Source organism: Streptomyces sp. NPDC059355, from assembly GCF_042752335.1.
GTDB lineage: Bacteria > Actinomycetota > Actinomycetes > Streptomycetales > Streptomycetaceae > Streptomyces.
Genome location: NZ_JBHYXN010000010.1, coordinates 90,546 through 108,981, shown reverse-complemented (window position 1 = coordinate 108,981; position 18,436 = coordinate 90,546). Strand labels below are relative to the sequence as shown.

21 protein-coding genes are annotated in these 18,436 nt (G+C 73.5%); 14 read left to right on the top strand and 7 right to left on the bottom strand.

Annotated elements, in window-relative coordinates; all coding sequences use genetic code 11:
* The first annotated feature begins 20 nt into the window (after positions 1-20).
* Positions 21-1,721, top strand: coding sequence for an AMP-binding protein (locus tag ACFXGI_RS12605; RefSeq protein WP_384705393.1), 1,701 nt, complete (start codon positions 21-23; stop codon positions 1,719-1,721).
* Between the two features lie 25 nt (positions 1,722-1,746).
* On the opposite strand, the gene ACFXGI_RS12600 is transcribed toward ACFXGI_RS12605, so the two are convergent.
* Positions 1,747-2,073 carry a putative quinol monooxygenase gene (locus ACFXGI_RS12600; protein ID WP_030160993.1) on the bottom strand — a complete coding sequence of 109 codons (327 nt, stop codon included), beginning with the start codon at positions 2,071-2,073 and terminating at the stop codon, positions 1,747-1,749.
* A gap of 101 nt (positions 2,074-2,174) precedes the next feature.
* The gene (locus ACFXGI_RS12595; RefSeq protein ID WP_384705392.1) at positions 2,175-2,918 is read right to left on the bottom strand and encodes an IclR family transcriptional regulator; all 744 of its coding nucleotides are present in this window, start codon (positions 2,916-2,918) and stop codon (positions 2,175-2,177) included.
* Between the two features lie 115 nt (positions 2,919-3,033).
* Between ACFXGI_RS12595 and ACFXGI_RS12590 the strand changes: the two genes are divergently transcribed.
* Positions 3,034-3,726: a hemerythrin domain-containing protein gene (locus ACFXGI_RS12590; protein WP_384705391.1), complete on the top strand. Its 693-nt coding sequence runs from the start codon at positions 3,034-3,036 to the stop codon at positions 3,724-3,726.
* Between the two features lie 9 nt (positions 3,727-3,735).
* On the opposite strand, the gene cynR is transcribed toward ACFXGI_RS12590, so the two are convergent.
* Complete coding sequence (gene cynR / locus ACFXGI_RS12585; protein ID WP_384705390.1) at positions 3,736-4,623, bottom strand: transcriptional regulator CynR; 888 nt, start codon at positions 4,621-4,623, stop codon at positions 3,736-3,738.
* A 124-nt stretch (positions 4,624-4,747) separates the two neighbouring features.
* On the opposite strand from cynR, the gene ACFXGI_RS12580 reads away from it, so the two are divergent.
* Both ACFXGI_RS12580 and cynS read left to right on the top strand, forming a co-directional pair.
* Positions 4,748-5,362: a carbonic anhydrase gene (locus tag ACFXGI_RS12580; protein ID WP_384705389.1), complete on the top strand. Its 615-nt coding sequence runs from the start codon at positions 4,748-4,750 to the stop codon at positions 5,360-5,362.
* A 50-nt stretch (positions 5,363-5,412) separates the two neighbouring features.
* Complete coding sequence (cynS, locus tag ACFXGI_RS12575; RefSeq protein WP_384705388.1) at positions 5,413-5,883, top strand: cyanase; 471 nt, start codon at positions 5,413-5,415, stop codon at positions 5,881-5,883.
* 87 nt (positions 5,884-5,970) lie between these two features.
* Here the strand turns inward: cynS and ACFXGI_RS12570 are convergent, their stop codons facing one another.
* Complete coding sequence (locus ACFXGI_RS12570) at positions 5,971-6,594, bottom strand: TetR/AcrR family transcriptional regulator (RefSeq protein ID WP_384705387.1); 624 nt, start codon at positions 6,592-6,594, stop codon at positions 5,971-5,973.
* Between the two features lie 120 nt (positions 6,595-6,714).
* Here ACFXGI_RS12570 and ACFXGI_RS12565 point away from each other — a divergent pair, with 120 nt between their 5' ends.
* Positions 6,715-8,160 carry an amidase gene (locus ACFXGI_RS12565; protein WP_384705386.1) on the top strand — a complete coding sequence of 482 codons (1,446 nt, stop codon included), beginning with the start codon at positions 6,715-6,717 and terminating at the stop codon, positions 8,158-8,160.
* Between the two features lie 217 nt (positions 8,161-8,377).
* Here the strand turns inward: ACFXGI_RS12565 and ACFXGI_RS12560 are convergent, their stop codons facing one another.
* Entirely contained in the window at positions 8,378-9,370 is a 993-nt protein-coding gene (locus ACFXGI_RS12560) for a DUF5937 family protein (protein WP_384705486.1), read from the bottom strand.
* Positions 9,371-9,459: 89 nt separating this feature from the next.
* Between ACFXGI_RS12560 and ACFXGI_RS12555 the strand changes: the two genes are divergently transcribed.
* A complete protein-coding gene (locus tag ACFXGI_RS12555; RefSeq protein ID WP_384705385.1) occupies positions 9,460-10,401 on the top strand; it encodes an aldo/keto reductase in 942 nt (313 codons plus the stop codon).
* A 15-nt stretch (positions 10,402-10,416) separates the two neighbouring features.
* On the opposite strand, the gene ACFXGI_RS12550 is transcribed toward ACFXGI_RS12555, so the two are convergent.
* Complete coding sequence (locus tag ACFXGI_RS12550) at positions 10,417-11,067, bottom strand: hypothetical protein (RefSeq protein WP_384705384.1); 651 nt, start codon at positions 11,065-11,067, stop codon at positions 10,417-10,419.
* Between the two features lie 132 nt (positions 11,068-11,199).
* On the opposite strand from ACFXGI_RS12550, the gene ACFXGI_RS12545 reads away from it, so the two are divergent.
* The 5 genes from ACFXGI_RS12545 to ACFXGI_RS12525 all read left to right on the top strand — a co-directional run bounded on the left by ACFXGI_RS12545 (position 11,200) and on the right by ACFXGI_RS12525 (position 15,428).
* Entirely contained in the window at positions 11,200-11,877 is a 678-nt protein-coding gene (locus tag ACFXGI_RS12545) for a response regulator transcription factor (protein ID WP_030860909.1), read from the top strand.
* Positions 11,878-11,989: 112 nt separating this feature from the next.
* Positions 11,990-13,372 (top strand): ATP-binding protein, encoded by a 1,383-nt coding sequence (locus tag ACFXGI_RS12540; protein ID WP_384705485.1) that lies wholly within the window; start codon positions 11,990-11,992, stop codon positions 13,370-13,372.
* A 145-nt stretch (positions 13,373-13,517) separates the two neighbouring features.
* The gene (locus ACFXGI_RS12535; RefSeq protein ID WP_030161020.1) at positions 13,518-13,745 is read left to right on the top strand and encodes a hypothetical protein; all 228 of its coding nucleotides are present in this window, start codon (positions 13,518-13,520) and stop codon (positions 13,743-13,745) included.
* Positions 13,742-14,668, top strand: a complete 927-nt coding sequence (locus ACFXGI_RS12530; RefSeq protein ID WP_384705383.1) for a sigma-70 family RNA polymerase sigma factor — start codon at positions 13,742-13,744, stop codon at positions 14,666-14,668. Before ACFXGI_RS12535 ends, ACFXGI_RS12530 begins: the two co-directional genes overlap by 4 nt.
* On the top strand, positions 14,652-15,428 hold the full coding sequence (locus ACFXGI_RS12525; protein WP_384705382.1) for a hypothetical protein: 777 nt from the start codon (positions 14,652-14,654) through the stop codon (positions 15,426-15,428). The genes ACFXGI_RS12530 and ACFXGI_RS12525 overlap by 17 nt, the downstream gene beginning before the upstream one ends.
* Here the strand turns inward: ACFXGI_RS12525 and ACFXGI_RS12520 are convergent.
* Positions 15,421-15,900: a hypothetical protein gene (locus ACFXGI_RS12520; protein WP_384705381.1), complete on the bottom strand. Its 480-nt coding sequence runs from the start codon at positions 15,898-15,900 to the stop codon at positions 15,421-15,423. The two genes, ACFXGI_RS12525 and ACFXGI_RS12520, sit on opposite strands and share 8 nt — an antisense overlap.
* A 157-nt stretch (positions 15,901-16,057) precedes the next feature.
* On the opposite strand from ACFXGI_RS12520, the gene ACFXGI_RS12515 reads away from it, so the two are divergent.
* Genes ACFXGI_RS12515 through ACFXGI_RS12505 form a run of 3 tightly spaced genes read left to right on the top strand, consistent with a single transcriptional unit; the run spans position 16,058 to position 18,377 of the window.
* On the top strand, positions 16,058-16,504 hold the full coding sequence (locus ACFXGI_RS12515; protein WP_384705380.1) for a GntR family transcriptional regulator: 447 nt from the start codon (positions 16,058-16,060) through the stop codon (positions 16,502-16,504).
* Positions 16,501-17,433 (top strand): ABC transporter ATP-binding protein, encoded by a 933-nt coding sequence (locus tag ACFXGI_RS12510; RefSeq protein WP_384705379.1) that lies wholly within the window; start codon positions 16,501-16,503, stop codon positions 17,431-17,433. Before ACFXGI_RS12515 ends, ACFXGI_RS12510 begins: the two co-directional genes overlap by 4 nt.
* A complete protein-coding gene (locus ACFXGI_RS12505) occupies positions 17,430-18,377 on the top strand; it encodes a transporter (RefSeq protein ID WP_384705378.1) in 948 nt (315 codons plus the stop codon). Before ACFXGI_RS12510 ends, ACFXGI_RS12505 begins: the two co-directional genes overlap by 4 nt.
* The last annotated feature ends 59 nt before the right edge of the window (positions 18,378-18,436 follow it).

Sequence of the window (18,436 nt, the reverse complement as noted above, 5' to 3'; positions counted from 1 at the left end):
GGCGCCGGACGAAGAGGATCATGAGGGAGGCGCCGGCCCGCCGGGCCCCGCCCCGCCACCGAGTCCAGGAGGTACGTGTGTCTGCCGCGTCGAACACCGCGTCGTCGAGCTATGCATCCGGGGTCTTCGAAGTACCGCTGCTGGGCGACACGATCGGCGAGAACCTGGACCGCACCGTCCGCCGGTTCTCCGACCGCGACGCCCTCGTCGACCTCGCCGCCGGGCGCCGGTGGACGTACGCGGAGCTCGCCGCCGACGTCGACGCCCTCGCGCTCGGCCTGCTGGACCTGGGCATCGGCAAGGGGGACCGGGTCGGCATCTGGGCGCCCAACCGCGCCGAGTGGACGCTGGTGCAGTACGCCACCGCCAAGATCGGGGCGATCCTCGTCACCGTCAACCCGGCGTACCGCTCGCACGAGGTGGAGTACGTCCTGCGCCAGGCCGGGATCCGGCTGCTCGTCGCGGCGGAGCGCTTCAAGTCCTCCGACTACGCCGGGATGATCGAGGAGGTCGCCCCGCGCTGCCCGGACCTGGAGTTCACCGTCCTGCTGGAGGCCCCGGAGTGGGCCTCCCTCCTGGAGCGGGGCCGCGGCGGTGATCCGGCCGACCTCGTACGGGCGGCGGCGGAGCTGAGCCCGGACGACCCGGTCAACATCCAGTACACCTCGGGGACCACCGGCTTCCCCAAGGGGGCGACCCTCTCCCACCACAACATCCTCAACAACGGTTTCTTCGTCGGGGAGTTGTGCCACTACACCGAGCAGGACCGGGTCTGCATCCCGGTCCCCTTCTACCACTGCTTCGGGATGGTGATGGGCAACCTCGCCTGCACCAGCCACGGTGCTGCCATGGTCATCCCGGCGCCGGCCTTCGACCCGGCGGCCACGCTCGCCGCGGTGGAGGCGGAGTCGTGCACCTCCCTGTACGGGGTCCCCACGATGTTCATCGCCGAACTGGCCGCGCCCGGCTTCGACTCGTACGACCTGTCCAGCCTGCGGACGGGCATCATGGCGGGCTCGCCCTGCCCTGTCGAGGTGATGAAGGAGGTCATCGACCGGATGGGCATGCGCGAGGTGTCCATCTGCTACGGGATGACGGAAACCTCGCCGGTGTCCACGCAGACCCGCGCCGGCGACTCCGTGGAGCGCCGGGTGTCCACGGTGGGCCGCGTCGGACCGCACCTGGAGGTCAAGGTGGTCGATCCGCAGTCGGGGCGGACCGTACGGCGCGGTGAGCCGGGTGAGCTCTGCACCCGCGGCTACTCGGTGATGCTCGGCTACTGGGGCGAGCCGGAGCGCACCGCCGAGGCCGTCGACACAGCGCGCTGGATGCACACCGGCGACCTCGCGGTCATGGACGAGGACGGCTACCTGAGCATCACGGGCCGCATCAAGGACATGGTGATCCGGGGCGGCGAGAACGTGTACCCGCGCGAGATCGAGGAATTCCTCCACGGCCATCCGGACGTCCTGGACGTGCAGATCATCGGAGTCCCCGACGCCAAGTACGGGGAGGAGCTGATGGCCTGGGTGCGGATGCGCGAAGGGGCGGGGCCGCTGACGGCGGCAGCCGTCCGCGCGTACTGCGACGGACGGCTGGCGCACTTCAAGATCCCCCGGTACGTGCACGTCGTGGAGGAGTTCCCGATGACCGTGACCGGCAAGGTCCGCAAGGTCGAGATGCGCGAGACGGCGGCCCGGCTGCTCGGGCTCTCCTCGTAACGGCGGCGGCGCCGGCCCGGGCGGATCAGCTACGGGGGGACAGCTCGGCCATGGCGCTCCAGCCCTGGCCGGGCACCTCGACGTGGATGATCTCCGGCGTACTGGCGATGGCGCCGGCGAGGGTCTCCATACCGGCCTTGAAGTGGTCGGACGCCACGTGCGCGGCGCCGGCCTCGGCGTCGGTGAAGGCTTCCAGGAGGGTGTACTTGGTGGGGTCGTCGACGCTGCGCGACCAGTCGTAGAAGAGGTTGCCCGGCTCGTTGCGGGTGGCCCGGGTGAAGTCGTCGACGAGCGTGAGCCAGTTGTCGCTGTGCTCCGGACGGACGTCGAACCTGACGGCGATGAAGATCATGCCGACCAGCCTGGCACCCCGCGGCGGCCCGCGCATCCCCATCGCACCGTATTTCCGGCAGGGTCGGAAAGCAGCCTCGGACGAGGGCCCGCCGGGCGGCCTCAGGCGCAGTCGGCCGCGGCCTGCGCGAGCGCCGTGCGGATCTCCAGGGGGCGCCGCCGGAACTCCTCGGTCGGCAGCGACACCGACAGGGCGTGCACCGCCTCGCCGTCGTGGTCCGGGACGCGCCGCAGGGCGACGGCCAGGCAGGTGTACGCGGGATCGGCCTCACCGATCGACACGGCGAAGCCCTGCCCGCGGACCCGGGAGAGCTCCGCCTCCAGCAGCTCGGCGCTGGTGATGGTGGCCCCGGTCAGGCGGGACATCCCGTGCTCGGCCAGGTACCGCCGGCGCAGCGGCCGGGGGAGCTCGGCGAGCAGCGCCTTGCCGTGCGCGGTGGCGTGCGCCCGGGTCTCCCGGCCGGGGGTGAACGGATTGCCCGCGTCCGTGACCGGGGCGGTGGTGTCGACGACCGTGATCAGGCCGCCCCGGTAGGCGGTGTAGTACGCCTCGGCGCCGGTGGTCCGGCGCAGCCGGGTCAGCAGATCGGCCATGCGAGGGGCGGGCTCCAGATGGCGCAGCAGGGACCGGTGCAGTCCGGGGATCCGCGGTCCCAGCACGTACCCCTGCGCGGTGCGGACGAGGTATCCGCGTGCCGTGAGCGGGGCCAGCAGGTGGTAGGCGGTGGACAGCGAACACTCCGTCCGGCGGGCCAGGGCCTTGGCGCCGACCGGTCCGGGCGCGTCGGCGACGGCGTCGAGGATCGCGAGCGCGCGGTCGACGGACTGCGGACCGGTGGGCGGCATGGTGCGGATCTCCGGAGACGGTGGGTGGGTGTGTCCCCGAGCTTATGCCGCAGTGGACGGGCGGCGTTCATCGGACGTTGACCCGACGCTGAGACGGGGCGCGCACAGTCTTCCCATGGACAGCGAACACGTCGCCCCCGCGAGGCCGTACGGCCAGGCGGCTGCCGATCTCACACGTGTCCGGGTCGCCCACCGCGCGATCCTGGCCGACATCGAGCGCCTGGCCGGGCTGCTCGCCGCTCTCGCCGCGGCCGCCGAACCGGCCGAGCCCGCGCGGGCCGAGGCCATCGCCGGGTACGTGCACCGCTACAACGACGTCGTACGCGGCCACCACCGCGAGGACGAGATCCTGTGGCCGGTCGTCCTGGACGCCGTTCCCGACGCCGCCGAGGCGGTGGCCGGCATCGTCCGCTTCGTCGCCGACCACGAGGCGCTCGACGCGCTCCGGGCCGACTGCGATGCCGTCGCGGCCCGCTTCGCCGCCGAACCCGGCCGCCACGCCGCCCGGTTGGCAGGGCTCCTCGCCGACCAGCGGGACCTGCTCGCCGCGCACCTCGAAGCCGAGGAGGAGCACGTCCTCCCGGTGATCGCCGGCCAGGTGCCGGCCGCCGCCTACGCCGCGGCGCAGGCCCGCATCCGCAGGGCCGACCGGTCCGCGGATCCGGCCTGGTCCCGCGCCTGGCTGCTCAGCCACGCCACCGAGGACGAGGCCCGCCGCCTGCTGCCCGCGGGCGCCGGGGCCCCGGCCGTCCTGGAACCGCAGCTGCGGGCGTACGCCGCCGAGGCGTCGGCGGTGTTCGCGGGCTGACCGGCCGGGTCAGGACTCCGCCCACCGCAGGGCGAGCGAGGCGAAGGCGCGGGCGGCGGCGCTCTCGTACGCGCTCTCGCGGCGCAGCAGGACCACGGTCCGGGCGGGGAGGGCGGGGTCGAGCGGGACGGGGTGCAGCGGGGTGCCGTCGCGGGTGAGGGCGTCGGGCAGCACGGTGGCCAGCCCGGTGCGCCGGACGATCTCGGTGAGGGCGCTGATGGAGTTGGCCTCGACGGCGATCCGCGGTTCGACGCGGTGCCGGCGGAAGTACGCGTCGATGTGGGCCCGCGTGGCGAAGTCGCTGCTGAGCAACGCGAGGGGGCGGTCGCGGAGTTCGGCCACGGGCAGGGGTTCGGTGCGGCCGGCGTGCGGGTGGTCGGGGCCCACGACCAGGCCGAGGGTCTCGGTGAACAGATCGGTGGAGCCGATGCCGGGCAGGTGCGGGCCCCGAAAGGCGATGGCGAGGTCGACGCCGTCGGCCAGCAGCGCCGACTCCAGCTGATCCTGCGTCATCTCCTGCACGTTCAGGGTGATTCCGGGGTGGAGGGCGTGCAGCCGGGCGGCGAGCGGGCCCAGCAGGTACGCGGTGAAGGTCGGGGTCATCGCGAGGCGCAGGCTGCCGCGGGACAGGTCCGCCACGTCCAGTACGGCCCGCTCGGCGGCGGCCAGGTCCTGGATCGCGCTGCGCGCGTACGGGACGAAGGCCGCGCCCGCGTCGGTCAGGCGCACGGCGCGCCCCGTACGGTCCAGCAGCTGGACGCCGACGGTCCGCTCCAGCTGTTTGATCTGCTGCGAGAGCGTGGGCTGCGAGATGTGCAGCTCCTCGGCGGCGCGGGTGAAGCTGCCGTGTTCGGCCACGGCCAGCAGATAGCGGAGATGGCGCAGTTCCAGGGGCATGGAAGCGAGTATAGATGGAAGCAATAGCGATCATGCTCAGCACGACTTGGACACTATAGATGCAGCTCATGCATGGTGGATCTCGTCAGCCCGACCAGGGTCGGCCCCACCGAAGGGAGTGACCGTGCAAGACCTCACCGAGGGCCTCGCGCACTTTCAGCAGGACGTCTTCCCGGCGAAGGCGGAGCTCTTCGCCCGCCTGGCGGACACCCACCGGCCGCAGACGCTCTTCATCGGCTGCTCCGACGCCCGCGTCGTCCCCGAGCTGATCACCCAGCGGGAGCCGGGCGAGCTCTTCGTGATCCGGACCGCCGGCAACCTCGTACCGGCCCACGCGGCCCACGCGGCCCTCGGGGAAGGGGTCGACGACGGCGACGGCGTCGCCGCCAGCATCGAGTACGCGGTCGCCGTCCTCGGCGTCGGCGACATCGTGGTCTGCGGGCACTCCGCCTGCGGCGCCATGACCGCACTCGCCGCCGGCCAGGACCTCGCGCAGCTGCCCGCCGTCGCCCGCTGGCTGCGCCACGCGGCCCCGGCCGCGGCGTCACGGCACGAACCGGGTGCCCTGATCCGCGCCAACGTCGCCGCGCAACTGGCGAACCTGGCCACACACCCCGCGGTGGCCCGCGCCCTGGCCGCCGGGACCGTCACCCTGCACGGCTGGGTCTACGACATCCCCACCGGCGCGGTCGAGCGGATCGCCCCGGCCGCCGGCCGGTCCGCCGTCCTCGCGGCCTGAAGCCCGTATCCACGGCTGTGCGCCATCCCACCCCGAAAGAGGAACCACCCATGATCCACGCCCAGTTCGACCCCTCCGCCCGCCAGGCCCTGGCCGTCGCCGCCGTCGACGCCAAGATCCGCAAGGACCTCTCCTGGCAGCAGATCGCCGACGCGGCCGGCCTGTCCGTCGCCTTCGTCACCGCGGCGGTGCTCGGCCAGCACCCCCTGCCGGCCGCCTCCGCCGAGGCCGTCGCCGAGCTCCTCGGCCTCGGCGCCGACGACGCACGGCTCCTGCAGACCATCCCGACCCGCGGCTCGATCCCCGGCGGCATCCCGACCGACCCGACGATCTACCGCTTCCACGAGATGCTCCAGGTGTACGGCACCACCCTCAAGGCCCTGGTCCACGAGCAGTTGGGCGACGGCATCATCAGCGCGATCAACTTCAGGCTCGACGTCAAGAAGGTCGCCGACCCGGACGGCGGGGAGCGCGCCGTCATCACCCTCGACGGCAAGTACCTCCCGACCAAGCCCTTCTAGGGTCCAAGCCCCGCTGGGGTGCAAGCCCTTGCGGGGGCCGAGCCCTTCCGGGGGTGTCCATGAGTCCTGAAGGAATCCCTTCAGGGCTCATCGGCGTTCCTCGCGCACCGCCGTCGCCCGGTCCAGCGCTGCCGTGACCGCCGCCACGAGCCTCTCGCCCGCGCGGTCGACGCTGCCGTTCTGCGCGCTGACCTGGGCGCCTTCCAGGAGGAAGGTGATCTCCGCGGAGACGTCGTCGGGCATCTGGGCGCCCACCCGCTCGCACATGGCCGTGAGGCGGCGGCGCTGATCGGCCTTGTGGTCCTCGATCAGCCGGCGGGCCGGATGGCCGGGGTCGCCCAGGCCGGCGATGGAGTTCACGAACGGGCAGCCCCTCCGGACGATGTCCGGCAGCCCGTCGGCGACGAACCGCGCCACGCCGAGCACCTGGGCCCGGCCGTCGTCCGCGTGCTCGGCCTCCACCTGGTCGAAGGCGGTCCTGTACTGCGCCGCGACGATCCCCAGCCACTCCTCGATCAGCACGTCCTTGGTGGCGAAGTGGCGGTAGAGCGCCATCTTCGTGGTCTTCGCGTGCTCGGCGATGGCCTGGACTCCGACGGCCCTGACGCCCTCACGGAGGAACAGTTCCTCGGCCGCGTCGAGGATGCGCTCGCGCGGCGGGAGGCGGGGGACCCTCGAGTCCCGCCCCGGCCTCGGGGTGCTGCCCGTCATGGTGTGCCTCGCTTCGGTCGCGCTGGCCGGCCTCTCTCGGGCCATGTTACGTTACCGACCACCCCCAAACGATACCGCTCGGTATCGCACGGGACCGATCGGAAACAGAGGTGGGACTCCGTGGAGCTGCACGAATACACCCGGTACGACGCGGTGGGACTGGCCGGGCTCGTGGCCCGGGGAGAGGTGACCCGGGCGGAGCTCACGGACGCGGCCCAGGCCGCGATCGCGGCCGTGAACCCGCGGATCAACGCCGTCGTGGAGAGCTGGCCCGCCGAGGACGCCCCGGTACCGGGCGGCACTCCGCTCGCCGGGGTGCCGTTCCTCATCAAGGACCTGGCCGTCTCCATGAAGGGCAAGCGCGTCGAGTCGGGCAGCCGCCTCGCCGCCGGCAACGTGGCAGGGGAGGACTCCTTCCTGATGCGGAGGTTCCGCCGGGCCGGTCTGGTGACGCTGGGCCGCACGGGCACGCCCGAATTCGCCTTCAGCACGACCACGGAGCCGGTCCTGTACGGAGCCGCCCGCAACCCCTGGGACCTCACCCGGACACCGGGCGGCTCCAGCGGCGGGTCGGCCGCGGCCGTCGCCGCCGGCGTGACCCCCCTCGCGCACGCCACCGATGCGGCGGGATCGATCCGGGTGCCGGCCGCCAGCACCGGGCTGTTCGGGCTCAAGCCCACCCGGGGCCGGGTCTCCCTGGGCCCGGAGGCCGACGAGGTCTTCAACGGCCTCGCGGTGCACGGCGGACTCAGCCGGACCGTGCGGGACAGCGCCGCCCTGCTCGATCTGATCCAGGGCCCGGAGACCGGCGACCCCTACTTCGCGGAGCGCCCCCGGCGCCCGTACCTCGAAGAGATCACCAGGGAACCCGGCCGCCTGCGCGTCGGCCTGGTGACCGCCCCCGGGAGCGGACGTGCCGTGGAACCGGCCGTGACCGGGGCCACCCTGGCCGCCGCCCGGCTGCTGGAATCACTCGGCCACCAGGTCGACGTCACCACCGTGGATCTCGGCGTGAGCTGGGAGGAGTTCGTCCTCGCCAACGCCCGCCTGTGGTGCGCCAACCTGGTGCAGTGGATCGACGGCTTCGCCGAGGCGTCCGGCCGACCCGTGGACGAGTCCACCGTCGAGCCCGAGATGCTCGCGAGCTACGCGTGGGGACTCACGGTGAGCGGCGCGGAGTTCGTGCGCGCCCTCGACGTGCGCAACCGGGTCGCCCGCTCGATCGGGGCCCATTTCGAGGCCCGGGACCTGCTGCTGACACCCACGCTCCCCGAGCTGCCGGTGGCCCTGAACACCTACGGCCGGGGCGCGGAGAACGCCGACGGGCTGGGCTGGGTGGAGCACCTGTTCCACCGCTCGCCGTTCACCGCCGCCTTCAACGTCGCCGGTACGCCCGCGATGTCGGTGCCGCTCGGATCCGACCCGGCCACCGGCATGCCGATCGGTGTCCAGTTCGCCGCGGGCTACGGACGCGAGGACCTGCTCTTCCGGCTCGCCGCGCAACTGGAGAAGGCCGAACCCTGGGCGGAGCGCAGGCCCGCCGTATGGGCGGGCGACGCGGACTAGGTCGTGTCGTCGAAGTCCCATCCGGCCGGCGGGGTCTGGCACGCACGCCCGCCGCGTTGTCCTCGGTCACCGACGTCCCCCGGCTACCGCCGGGAGGTGCCCCCACCGCGTCGATCCCTCCTCCGCCTTGCGATCGCACGCACCAGACCCCGCCGGCCCCGCCCTCCCGGGCGGCCGACGCCACTTCGACGACACTCCCCAGGACCTGTCCGGCGGATCAGGGTCCCGCGCCGAGCAGCGTCTCGGCGACCGCGGTGCGGGCGTACAGGACCGAGCGGCCCGCACGGTGCGCGCTGACCAGGCCCGCGTCGCGCAGAGCCGTCAGGTTCTGGGACACCCCGGCCGCCGACAGCCCCGTACGCCGGGCCAGTTCGGTGGTGGAGGCCGGGGCTTCCAGCTCCGTCAGCAGCAGGGTCCGCGAACGGCCCAGCACCGCCGTGACGGCCTCCGCCTTCGCGGTCGGCGGCCGGGAGGCCCACAGCGCGCCCACCCCGCGCGCCGGGTACGCGATCTGCGGCGGATCCGGCGGGGTCATCCGGGTCAGCAGGCCCGGCCCGAGGAAGGCCGAGGGCACCAGCAGCAGCCCCCGGCCGGCCATCTCCCGGGTCAGCGGCCGGGTGCGGCGCACCAGGCTCAGTACGTTCTCCTCCCAGCGCACCGCGCTGTGAAGCTCGTTGATGACCTGGCCCGCACCCTGCTCCGCCGCCTGCCGGGCCCGGTGGAAGACGTCGGCCTCCAGCACCGCGCGGATCCGCGCCCAGTACGGGGCGAGCGCCAGCTTCCAGTACGCCTCGATCTCCTGTGCCAGCCGCGGCAGTCGCGCCGCAGGGTCCGCGTACAGGGCCCGGGCGCGGGGGCCGAGCGAGTCCTGGTGGTAACGGAGGTGGTCGAGATTGCGGCGAACCGTTTCGGCGGGCGCCGCCACCAGCTCGGCCAGCTCCGCCGCCAGGACGGGGGCCGGTCCGGCGGGCGCGGGGTTCAGGAAATGCGGCACGTACTTCGAGGACGGGATCAGCTCGGAGAGCCAGCCCCGGTCCAGCCCGGCAGCCGCCAGCCGGGGCCGCACCTGCGCGGCCCAGGGCCGGTACACGGGCGACACGGCGCCGTCGTTCAGCAGCCGCCGGAAACTGGTCACCACCTCCCAGAGCGGCGAGACGGCAAACCGCATCTGCGCCAGGTCACCCGCCGAGAACGCCAACTCCGCCAGCAGGACCACCCCTTGGACTCACCCGGACGCATATGGATTCAGTCATGCCTGAATCAATGGCCCCGACCCTACCGCGCACGGATCATTCCGGCATGACCTCCACGACCTCCACGATTTCCGTCGCCTCCACGACCTCTCGGACCGTCACCGCGGCGGCCTCCGGCACCTGGCGGCTCGGCGACCTCGAAGTCAACCGCCTCGGCTTCGGCGCGATGCGCCTGACCCAGGACGGCCCGGCGTTCGCCCCCGGCGCCGCCCCCAGCGACCGCGGCCGGGCGATCGGCGTCCTGCGCCGCGCCGTCGAGCTCGGCGTGAACCACATCGACACCGCAGCCTTCTACTTCTCCCCGCTGCGCTCCGCGAACGAGCTGATCAACGCGGCCCTGGCCCCCTACCCGGACGACCTCGTCATCACCACCAAGGTCGGCCCCGGCCGGGCCCTGTCGGGGGAGTTCCTGCCGCACGCCACCCCCGAACAGCTGCGCGGCCAGGTCGAGGAGAACCTGCGCCAGCTCGGCCGCGACCACCTCGAAGTGGTGAACCTGCGCATCGTCGGCACCGATTCGATCGCCGAGCGCTTCGGCGCCCTGGCCGACCTGCGCCGGGCGGGTCTCATCCGCCACCTCGGCCTGTCCAACGTGCAGCCTGGGCACCTCGCCGAGGCCCAGGCCATCGCGCCGGTGGTCTGCGTACAGAACCTGTACGGGCTCGGCGCCGCTCCCGAGCAGGAGGCGTTCCTGCACACCTGCGGGGAGCAGGGGGTCGCGTACGTGCCGTTCTACTCGATCGCCGGCACGGGACGCGAAGCGGGCGCGAGCGGCGCCGAGCACCCGCAGGTGCTCGCCGTGGCCCGCGCCCACGGGGTGGGCGCCGCCGAGATCCGGCTGGCGTGGACCCTGCACCGGGGACCGCACGTCCTGGCCATCCCCGGGACCGGGAACCCGGACCACCTCACCGCCAACGTGGCCGCGGGCGCCCTTCGCCTCTCCGCCGAAGACCTCGCCGTCCTGGACTCCGCCGGCGCGACGGACTGAGGACCGGGCGTACCGTCAGCGGAGCCCGGCCGGCCCCTGCCCGAGGACGGTGTTGCCGGTGACCGCGCCGTCGGCGCCCGCCAGCGTCACCGCGTGCCGGACCCCGTCCGTACCGAGGACGACGGCCAGCCATGCGCTGCCGCCGCCCTGCTGGGCCACGGCCCGCAGCGATTCGAGCTTGCCGCCCTCGACGGCGGCCGTGGCCTTCTCCACCGCCTGGGCCGCCGCCAGCGCGGGCAGCGGCACCGGGGCGCCCTTGGCGGAGTCGCCCGCCCGGCCGCCGCCGCCCGGACCGCGGCCCATCGCTCCCTTTCCGCCGCCCGGGAAGTCACGGTCGCCGTCGACGACCTCGGGCTCACCGCCCCGGCGCGGCAGCGGGCCCGTCCAGCCCTCCGCCTGCTTTTCCCCGGGGCCGTGCGCGCGGACCTTGGCGGCGAAACCGCCCCGCATGTGGTCGCCGTGGCCGTGCTCGGCCGCCGCCACCGCGGCCAGCCCGCCACCGATCACGACGACCGCCCCGAGGGCCACCCATCTCGTACGCCCCTGACGGGCCAGCCGGACCAGCCGGCCGCGGCGGCCCGCCGCCGCACCGGCCGGGTCGGCCGCGGTCTTGGCCTCGCCCGGGTCCGCGGGCGGCTCGGCGGGCTGGGGAGTGGACTGAGTCATCGACATGCTCCTCGCGTTCTGCGGACACGCTGCCCGGCTGGGCAGATCGTGCGCGCCCGATGCTGAAGCTCTGCTGAAGCCGGCTGAAGACCTCTTCAGCAAGCGGCCGGCGCGACCTGAGAACCTGTCCCCATGCGCGTACTGGTGGTCGAGGACGAACGGCGGCTCGCCGCTGCCCTCCAGCGGGGTCTGCAGGCCGAGGGCTTCACCGTGGACGTCGCCCACGACGGGCCGCAGGGCCTGTGGCTGGCCGGCGAGCACGACTACGACGCCATCGTGCTCGACATCATGCTGCCCGGACTCAACGGCTACCGGGTCTGCGCCCGGCTGCGCGCGAGCGGCTGCGAGTCGGGGATCTTGATGCTGACCGCGAAGGACGGCGAGTACGACGAGGCCGAGGCCCTCGACACCGGCGCGGACGACTTCCTCTCCAAGCCGTTCTCCTACGTGGTCCTCGTCGCCCGGCTGCGCGCCCTCATTCGGCGCACCGGCCGCCGCAGCCCGCAGGTCATGGAGTTCGGCGACCTGGTGATCGACCCGGCCGGGCAGCGGTGCACGCGGGCCGGGACCGAGGCCCGGCTGACCTCGCGCGAGTTCGCGGTCCTCGTGTACCTGGCCCGGCGGGCCGGGGAGGTCGTTCCCAAGCGGGAGATACTGGAGCACGTCTGGGACGCGGCCTACGAGGGCGACCTCAACGTCGTCGAGGTCCATGTCAGCGCCCTGCGCCGGAAGATCGACGCACCCTTCGGCCGGGCCGCCGTGGAGACCGTCCGCGGGGCGGGCTACCGGCTGGCGGCCGACGGTGGCTGACCGGAGAGCCGGCAGCGCCGCCGCCCGCTTCCCCGCCCGCCTCCTCCTGCGCGTCCCCGGCCGGTTCCGCGACCCCGCGCGGGGCCCGCGCCCGAAATCCGTACGCGAGCTGGTGAGCCGTCTGCGTCCCGGCTCCGTCCGCGCCCGGGCCACGCTCGGTGCCTCCCTGGTGGTGGCCCTGGCCCTCGGCGCCGCGTCCTTCGCCCTGGTCGGGATCCTGGACGGCAACCTGATGCGGGACGCCCAGGCCGCCGCCGAACGCCAGGCCCTCTCCACGGCCGGGCTGGTGTCCGCGGGCCGGTTCGACACCGTGGTGACCCCCGGACGCGGCACCGACTTCGTCCAGGTCGTCGACGCACAGGGCAGGGTCCTGGCCGCGAGCCCGAACCTGGCCGGCCGCCCCGCCCTTTCCCCGGCGCGCCCGGGCAGACCCGGCACGGTCCGCGACACCTGGAAGGAGGGCCCGGCACGCGGCGACCGCCGCCACCGCGTCGTCCAGGTCACCACCGTCACCGCGGACGGGCTGGTCACCGTGTTCGCGGGGACCTCCCTGCGGGAGGCAGACACCGCCGACGACGTCATCACCGGCGTGCTCGCCGTCGTGGTTCCGCTGCTGGTGCTCACCGTGGCCCTGGTCACCTGGCGGGTGACCGGCTGGGCGCTGCGGCCCGTCGAGGCGATCCGCGCCGAGGTCGCCGCGATCAGCGACCGCGATCTGCACCGGCGGGTCCCGGTACCGCGCAGCCAGGACGAGATCGCCCGGCTCGCCGTCACCATGAACGCCACCCTGGACCGGCTGGAGGCGGCCGGGATCCGCCAGCGCCGGTTCATCGCCGACGCCTCGCACGAGCTCCGCAGCCCGATCACCGTGCTCCGCACCCAGCTGGAGGTCGCCCAGGCCCACCCCGACCCGGAGCTGTGGGGCGAGCTGGTCAGCGGGGCCCTGGAGGACACCGTACGACTGCAGGACCTCGCCGCGGACCTGCTCCTGCTGGCCCGTCTGGACACCGGGGAGCCGCCGCCGGACGCCGCGGTGGACCTGGCGGACGTGGCCCGGGAGGCGGCCCGTTCGCGCCGCCGGGACCGGATCCCCGTCGACATGGAGATCGCTGCCGAGGCCGTCGTGCGCGGCAGCACGCTGTGGCTCTCCCGGCTGGTCACCAACCTGCTGGACAACGCCCAGCGCCACGCCGAACGGAGGGTCCGGCTCGTCCTGCGGGTGGACGGGCTGCGGCGCACCGCCGTACTGGAGGTGCGCGACGACGGGCCGGGCATCGCGGCGGCGGACCGGGAGCGGGTCTTCGAGCGGTTCACCCGCCTCGACGACGCCCGCAGCCGCGACGAGGGAGGCTCGGGCCTCGGCCTGGCCATAGCCCGGGACATCGCCACCCGGCTGGGAGGATCCCTTGCCGTCGAGGACGCGCCGACCGGCGCCCGTCTGGTGGCCCGGCTACCGCTGGAACCTGACGCAAGAGGGGCGGACACCGGGTTCTGATTGTTCCCCGTTCTGCTTTTTTCGCGCCTGTCCAACTCTGTTCACTCCATGCTTGCTTCGGCTCCTGAAGGGGGGCGTGGCAACGCCATGAGCCGTATCCCGGACAGACACCGAGCAGGCGCCACAGCAGCCAGAGGACGGCGCGATGAAGAACAACCGGATGATCGTCACCGTGGTGGCGCTCTTAGCGATCTTCGCTTTCAGTGTGGTCATGGTGGTGGCGGGACAGCCCGTCGCGGCCGTCACCGCCCTGATCCCGTCGGTCGCACTGGGCGTGCAGCAGATCGTGCAGGCGGGCACCGGGGTGGCCGAGAGCCGTCGCGAGCGGGCCGCCGCACAGGTGCCCGACCGGGACGAGGAGCCGCGGGGATGAACCTCCACTCGGCACCCCAGGACCTTCCCCAGGGCCGGCGCGGCAAGCCCGGCCGGCCGCTGGGTCCCATCGCCGAAGGCACCGGACCGGCGCACCGTGCCTGGCTGGAGCCGCTGCGCGACGCCATCCACGGCAGGGGAGTGACCCTGGACGAGCTCCAGGCGCGCACCGGCCGGGACAAGGGGCACATCTCCGAACTGCTGCGGGCCGTCGGACGCTACCCCCGCTGGGTGTTCGTCCGTACGGTGCTCCTCGCGCTGGAGCGGCCCGGCCCGCGGTACGACACGATGCGGCTGCGCTGGGTGATCGCGGCCCAGGACATCGGCAAGCGCACCTCGTGGATCAAGGACTGCCTCCACGAGGGCGGCGCCCGCCACCGCACCGCGACCGCCTCGGCGCCGCTGGACTTCCGGGCCTTCCAGCAGATGCACCGGCCGCAGTACACCACCTACGCCGCGGCGTTCCTGCGCCGCAACGGGCTGGTCGAGAAGGCGGTCGACGACGTCTTCACGCTCCTGCTGATGCTGTGGCACGACGCGCTCGCCAGCGAGAACCCCGAGCGGTTCGCGTGGCCGATGCTGCGCCGGACCGTGCTCGAACGCGCCCCGAAGGAGAACGGCCGGCCCTCCCTCGTCGCGGCCGCCTTCGACACGGTCGCCCTCGATCTCGCCTCCGACCCGATCGGGCAGGTGGAGGAGTCGATGGCCCTGTTCCGGGCCGTCGGGGAGCTCGCGCCGATGCAGCGGGACGTCGTCGTCCTGCTGTACCTGTGCGGGCTCGAGGAGGCCCGGGCGGCGGACGAACTGGGCGTCTCCGCAGCCTCCGTACGGTCCACCGCACGGCATGCCAAACGCAACCTGCACGCCGCCCTGTACCCGGACACCACCACCGAGGAGGGGGTCTGCGGTGACCTCGACCATTGACCAGCTGCTGGCCCGCGCCCGCCTCCACGCGGCCTCGGACGCGCCCGCCGACATCGCGGACGCCGGCGGCGCGCCGCACCACCACCCGGGCGCCCGGTCGCCCGGCGCGGCGGCGGGCGAACCGCAGAAGGACATGCGGGGAGCCGCCCGCGACCTCCAGGCCCTGTGCGAGACGGCCGTCACGGGTACCGCCGTCGAAGCCCTCGGAGACTTCCTCACGCACAAACTGCCCCAGCCCTCCGGGGCCCGCGTCCTGGGCTGCATCCTGCTGCTCACCGACGCGGAGGACTCCGCCCGCTTCTGGTGGCAGTACGCCGCCGGCGCCGGGGACTCGATCGCCTCGTACTGCCTGTACCTCCACCACCTCGCCCTCGGTGAGAACCACGAGGCCGTCTGGTGGCGCCGCCAGACGGCGCCACCGGCGACCGCCGAGGCGGCGGTCGCACCGGACGCGGCCACGGTGGTCTTCGACGGCGCGGAGCGCGACCTCGCCGCCGACGCGAGCCTGCCCACCACCCTGCGCGTCCTGCGGGCGCTGCGCCTCGGCGGTGCCGGGGCCCGGCGCGGCACCGGCACGGTCAAGGCCGTCATGGAGTACGTCTCGGCCGCCGTCAGCTACGTCGACGACGACCTCGAACTTCCGCTGCCCGACCCGGACTTCACGGATCGCATCCGCGACCTGACGGCCGCGCCCACCCGCCCCCCGAAGCCGGGCCCCCGCACTCCGCCCCGCCTTCCGCCCCGCCTGCGGGCTACTTGATCAGGTAGGAGCAGCCCTTCGGGTTCTTGCCGCCCTCATTGTCGGCGACCTTCCTGCCGTCGACCTTGATGGTGCACGGGGCCTGCTGGAGCGAGCCGTCGGCGGAGTTCACCGAGCCGGGGACGACGTTCACCAGGTAGCCCACCTTCTGCTCCGCGGCGGTGAGTTCGACCGTCTCGGTCTTCTGCCACGGCAGGGTCTGCTGCTCGAATCCGCTGCTGTCGGCGTGGTACATGACCTGCGTCCGGCCCTGGCCCTCGACCTCCAGCGTCACCTCGTGGGTCGCCCCGCCCTTCCCGCCGGCCGAGGCGGTGGGCACGGCCGACGGACTCTGCGCGGCGGACGGCTTGCCGCCGTCGGCGCCCGGCGAGGCCTTCGCCTTCCCGTCCGCGTTCCCGCCGTCGCTTCCGCACCCCGTCAGCAGTGCCGCCGCCGCGACGAGCAGAGCCACTCCGGTAACCGTCCTGCGCATGTTTCCCGTTCCTTGCTTCCCGTGCTTCCCGTGCTCCCCGTGAGGGGGCTCCGACGTCCGCTGATCCCATCACATCGCGGTACAGGGGAACGATTTGACGGACCGTGATCCCGCGCCACATCATTCCACTAAGGCATTAGTGGAATGAGGCAGACGCATGATCGAGTTTCAGGTGGACCGGCACAGCGGTGTCGCCACGTACCTGCAGCTCGCCAACCAGGTGAAACAGGCGCTCCGGCTGGGCGTACTGGAACCGGGGGACCGGCTGCCGACTGCCAGGGCCGTGGTGGAGGCCACCGCGATCAACCCCAACACCGTGCTGAAGGCCTACCGCGAGCTGGAGCGCGAGGGACTCGTCGAACCCCGCCCGGGACAGGGCACGTTCGTCACCCGCTCGCTCTCCCGCCCCGAGGCCGCGGCCGATTCGCCGCTGCGCGCCGACCTGGTCGACTGGGTGACCCGCGCGCACGCCGCCGGGCTGGGGCGCGAGGACGTACTGGCGCTCGTCGAGGCGGCGCTGGCCGAGGCGGCGGCGCGGCCGCGGGGAGCGGCGCGGTCCACGCGGGCCGGCACGGAACGACCGTCACGAGAGGACACCACGTGAACGACCCGACCGCCGAACCGGCGCTCCGGGCAACCGCGACAGGGCAGCGGTTCCGGGGGAACCGCGCCCTGCACGACTGCGACTTCGAACTGCCGGCGGGCCGGATCGCGGCGCTCGTCGGCCCCAACGGGGCCGGAAAGAGCACGCTGTTCCACCTGATGACCGGCCTGCTGCGGCCCACCACCGGAGAGATACGGGTCTTCGGCGCCCTCCCCGGCACCCGCGCCGCCCGCGCCCGGACGGCCTTCGTCAGCCAGGACAAGCCGCTCTACCCGCAGTTCACGGTCGCCGAGATGCTGGCCGTGGGCCGCAGGCTCAGCCCGCGCCGCTGGGACCAGGCGAAGGCCGAGCGCATCGTCGGCGAGGGCGGGATCTCGCCGAAGACCCGGATCGGCACCCTGTCCGGGGGCAAGCGCACCCGCGTCGCGCTGGCCCTGGCCCTCGGCAAGCAGGCCGACCTGCTCCTGCTGGACGAGCCGCTCGCCGACCTCGATCCGCTGGTGCGCCACGAGGTGACGGGCCTGCTCATGGCAGAGGTCGCCGACCGCGGCACCACCGTCGTGATCTCCTCGCACGTCCTGCCCGAGCTGGAGAACGTCTGCGACCACGTCCTGCTCCTGCAGGGCGGCCGGATCCGGCTCGCCGGCGACACCCAGGACCTGCGGGAGGCGTACACGTGCCTCACCGGCCGCGCCGACCCCGACACTGCGGACGGCCTGCCGCCCGGCGCCGACCGCGCGGCCGTGGTCCACGCCACCACCACCGGCCGCCACCTGTCCGCGCTCGTGCGCAACGCGCCCGGTACGTCCCTCCCGGCGGGGGTCGACGAGCGCTGGATCACCAGGGAGCCCTCCCTCGAAGAGCTCCTGCTCGCCCACCTGCGCTCCGAGCCCCGGAGTGCCGCACACGCAACGGAGGCCGCGGCATGACGGGCACCCTGTGGCTCGCCTGGCGCCAGCAGCGCCTGCTCATCCTCACCGGAGCCCTGCTCGTCACCGCCCTCACGGTCTGGGTCGCCCTGGAGCGGGCGGACCTGATCGAGGCCATCAGCGGCTACGACCTCTCGCAGTGCAAGGGCTGGAACGGCGAGTGCCCGCCCGAGACCTACAGCGCCCTGACCGAGAGCAACGGGGGGATCCGCCTCCTGGGCGCCATCGGCCTGGCCCTCCCCGCGGCCATCGGCATGTTCTGGGGAGCCCCGCTCATCGGCCGCGAGCTGGAGAGCGGCACGATCAAGGTCGTCCTCACCCAGGACAGCGGCGTCCGCGGCTGGTTCGCCGCCCGCTTCGGCCTGGCCGCGCTCTGCGCCGTCACCGTCTCCACCGCCGTCGCCGCACTCATCGCCTGGTGGTGGGCGCCGATCTCCAACATGTACGACGGCGTGTACTGGCACGACCCGTACATCCTGAACGCCTCCGGCCCCTCGGCCGTCGCCGGCGCCCTGTTCGCCCTGGCCGCGGGCACCGCGATCGGCCTGCTGGTCCGCCGTACGCTCCCCGCGATGGGCGCGACCCTCGCCGTCGTCCTCGGCACGGCCGCCGTACTGACCTTCTTCCGACGGGACTTCGTCAGCCCCGTGGACCGGATCACCCCCGGAATGCAGCCCAAGCAGCTCATCGGCAGCGCCTGGTCCGCGGGATACCGCTACCTCACCCCCGACGGGGCCCAGCACCCGCTGGAGAACTGCCTCTTCTCGGGCGAGCAACTGCGCGCGTGCATGGACGAGCACGGCTTCACGGGCCGGGTGCACAAGGTGTACCCCAGCTCCGACTTCTGGACCTTCCAGGGGATCGACACCACGGTCTACCTGCTCCTCGCCCTGGCCCTCGTCACGCTGACGGCCGTCCGGCTGCGCGGCCGCCGCCTCGGCTGAGCGCGACAGCCCGGCCCACAGCCCGGCCCTTTCGACCGCTTCTTCCGGAGGAACCTCCC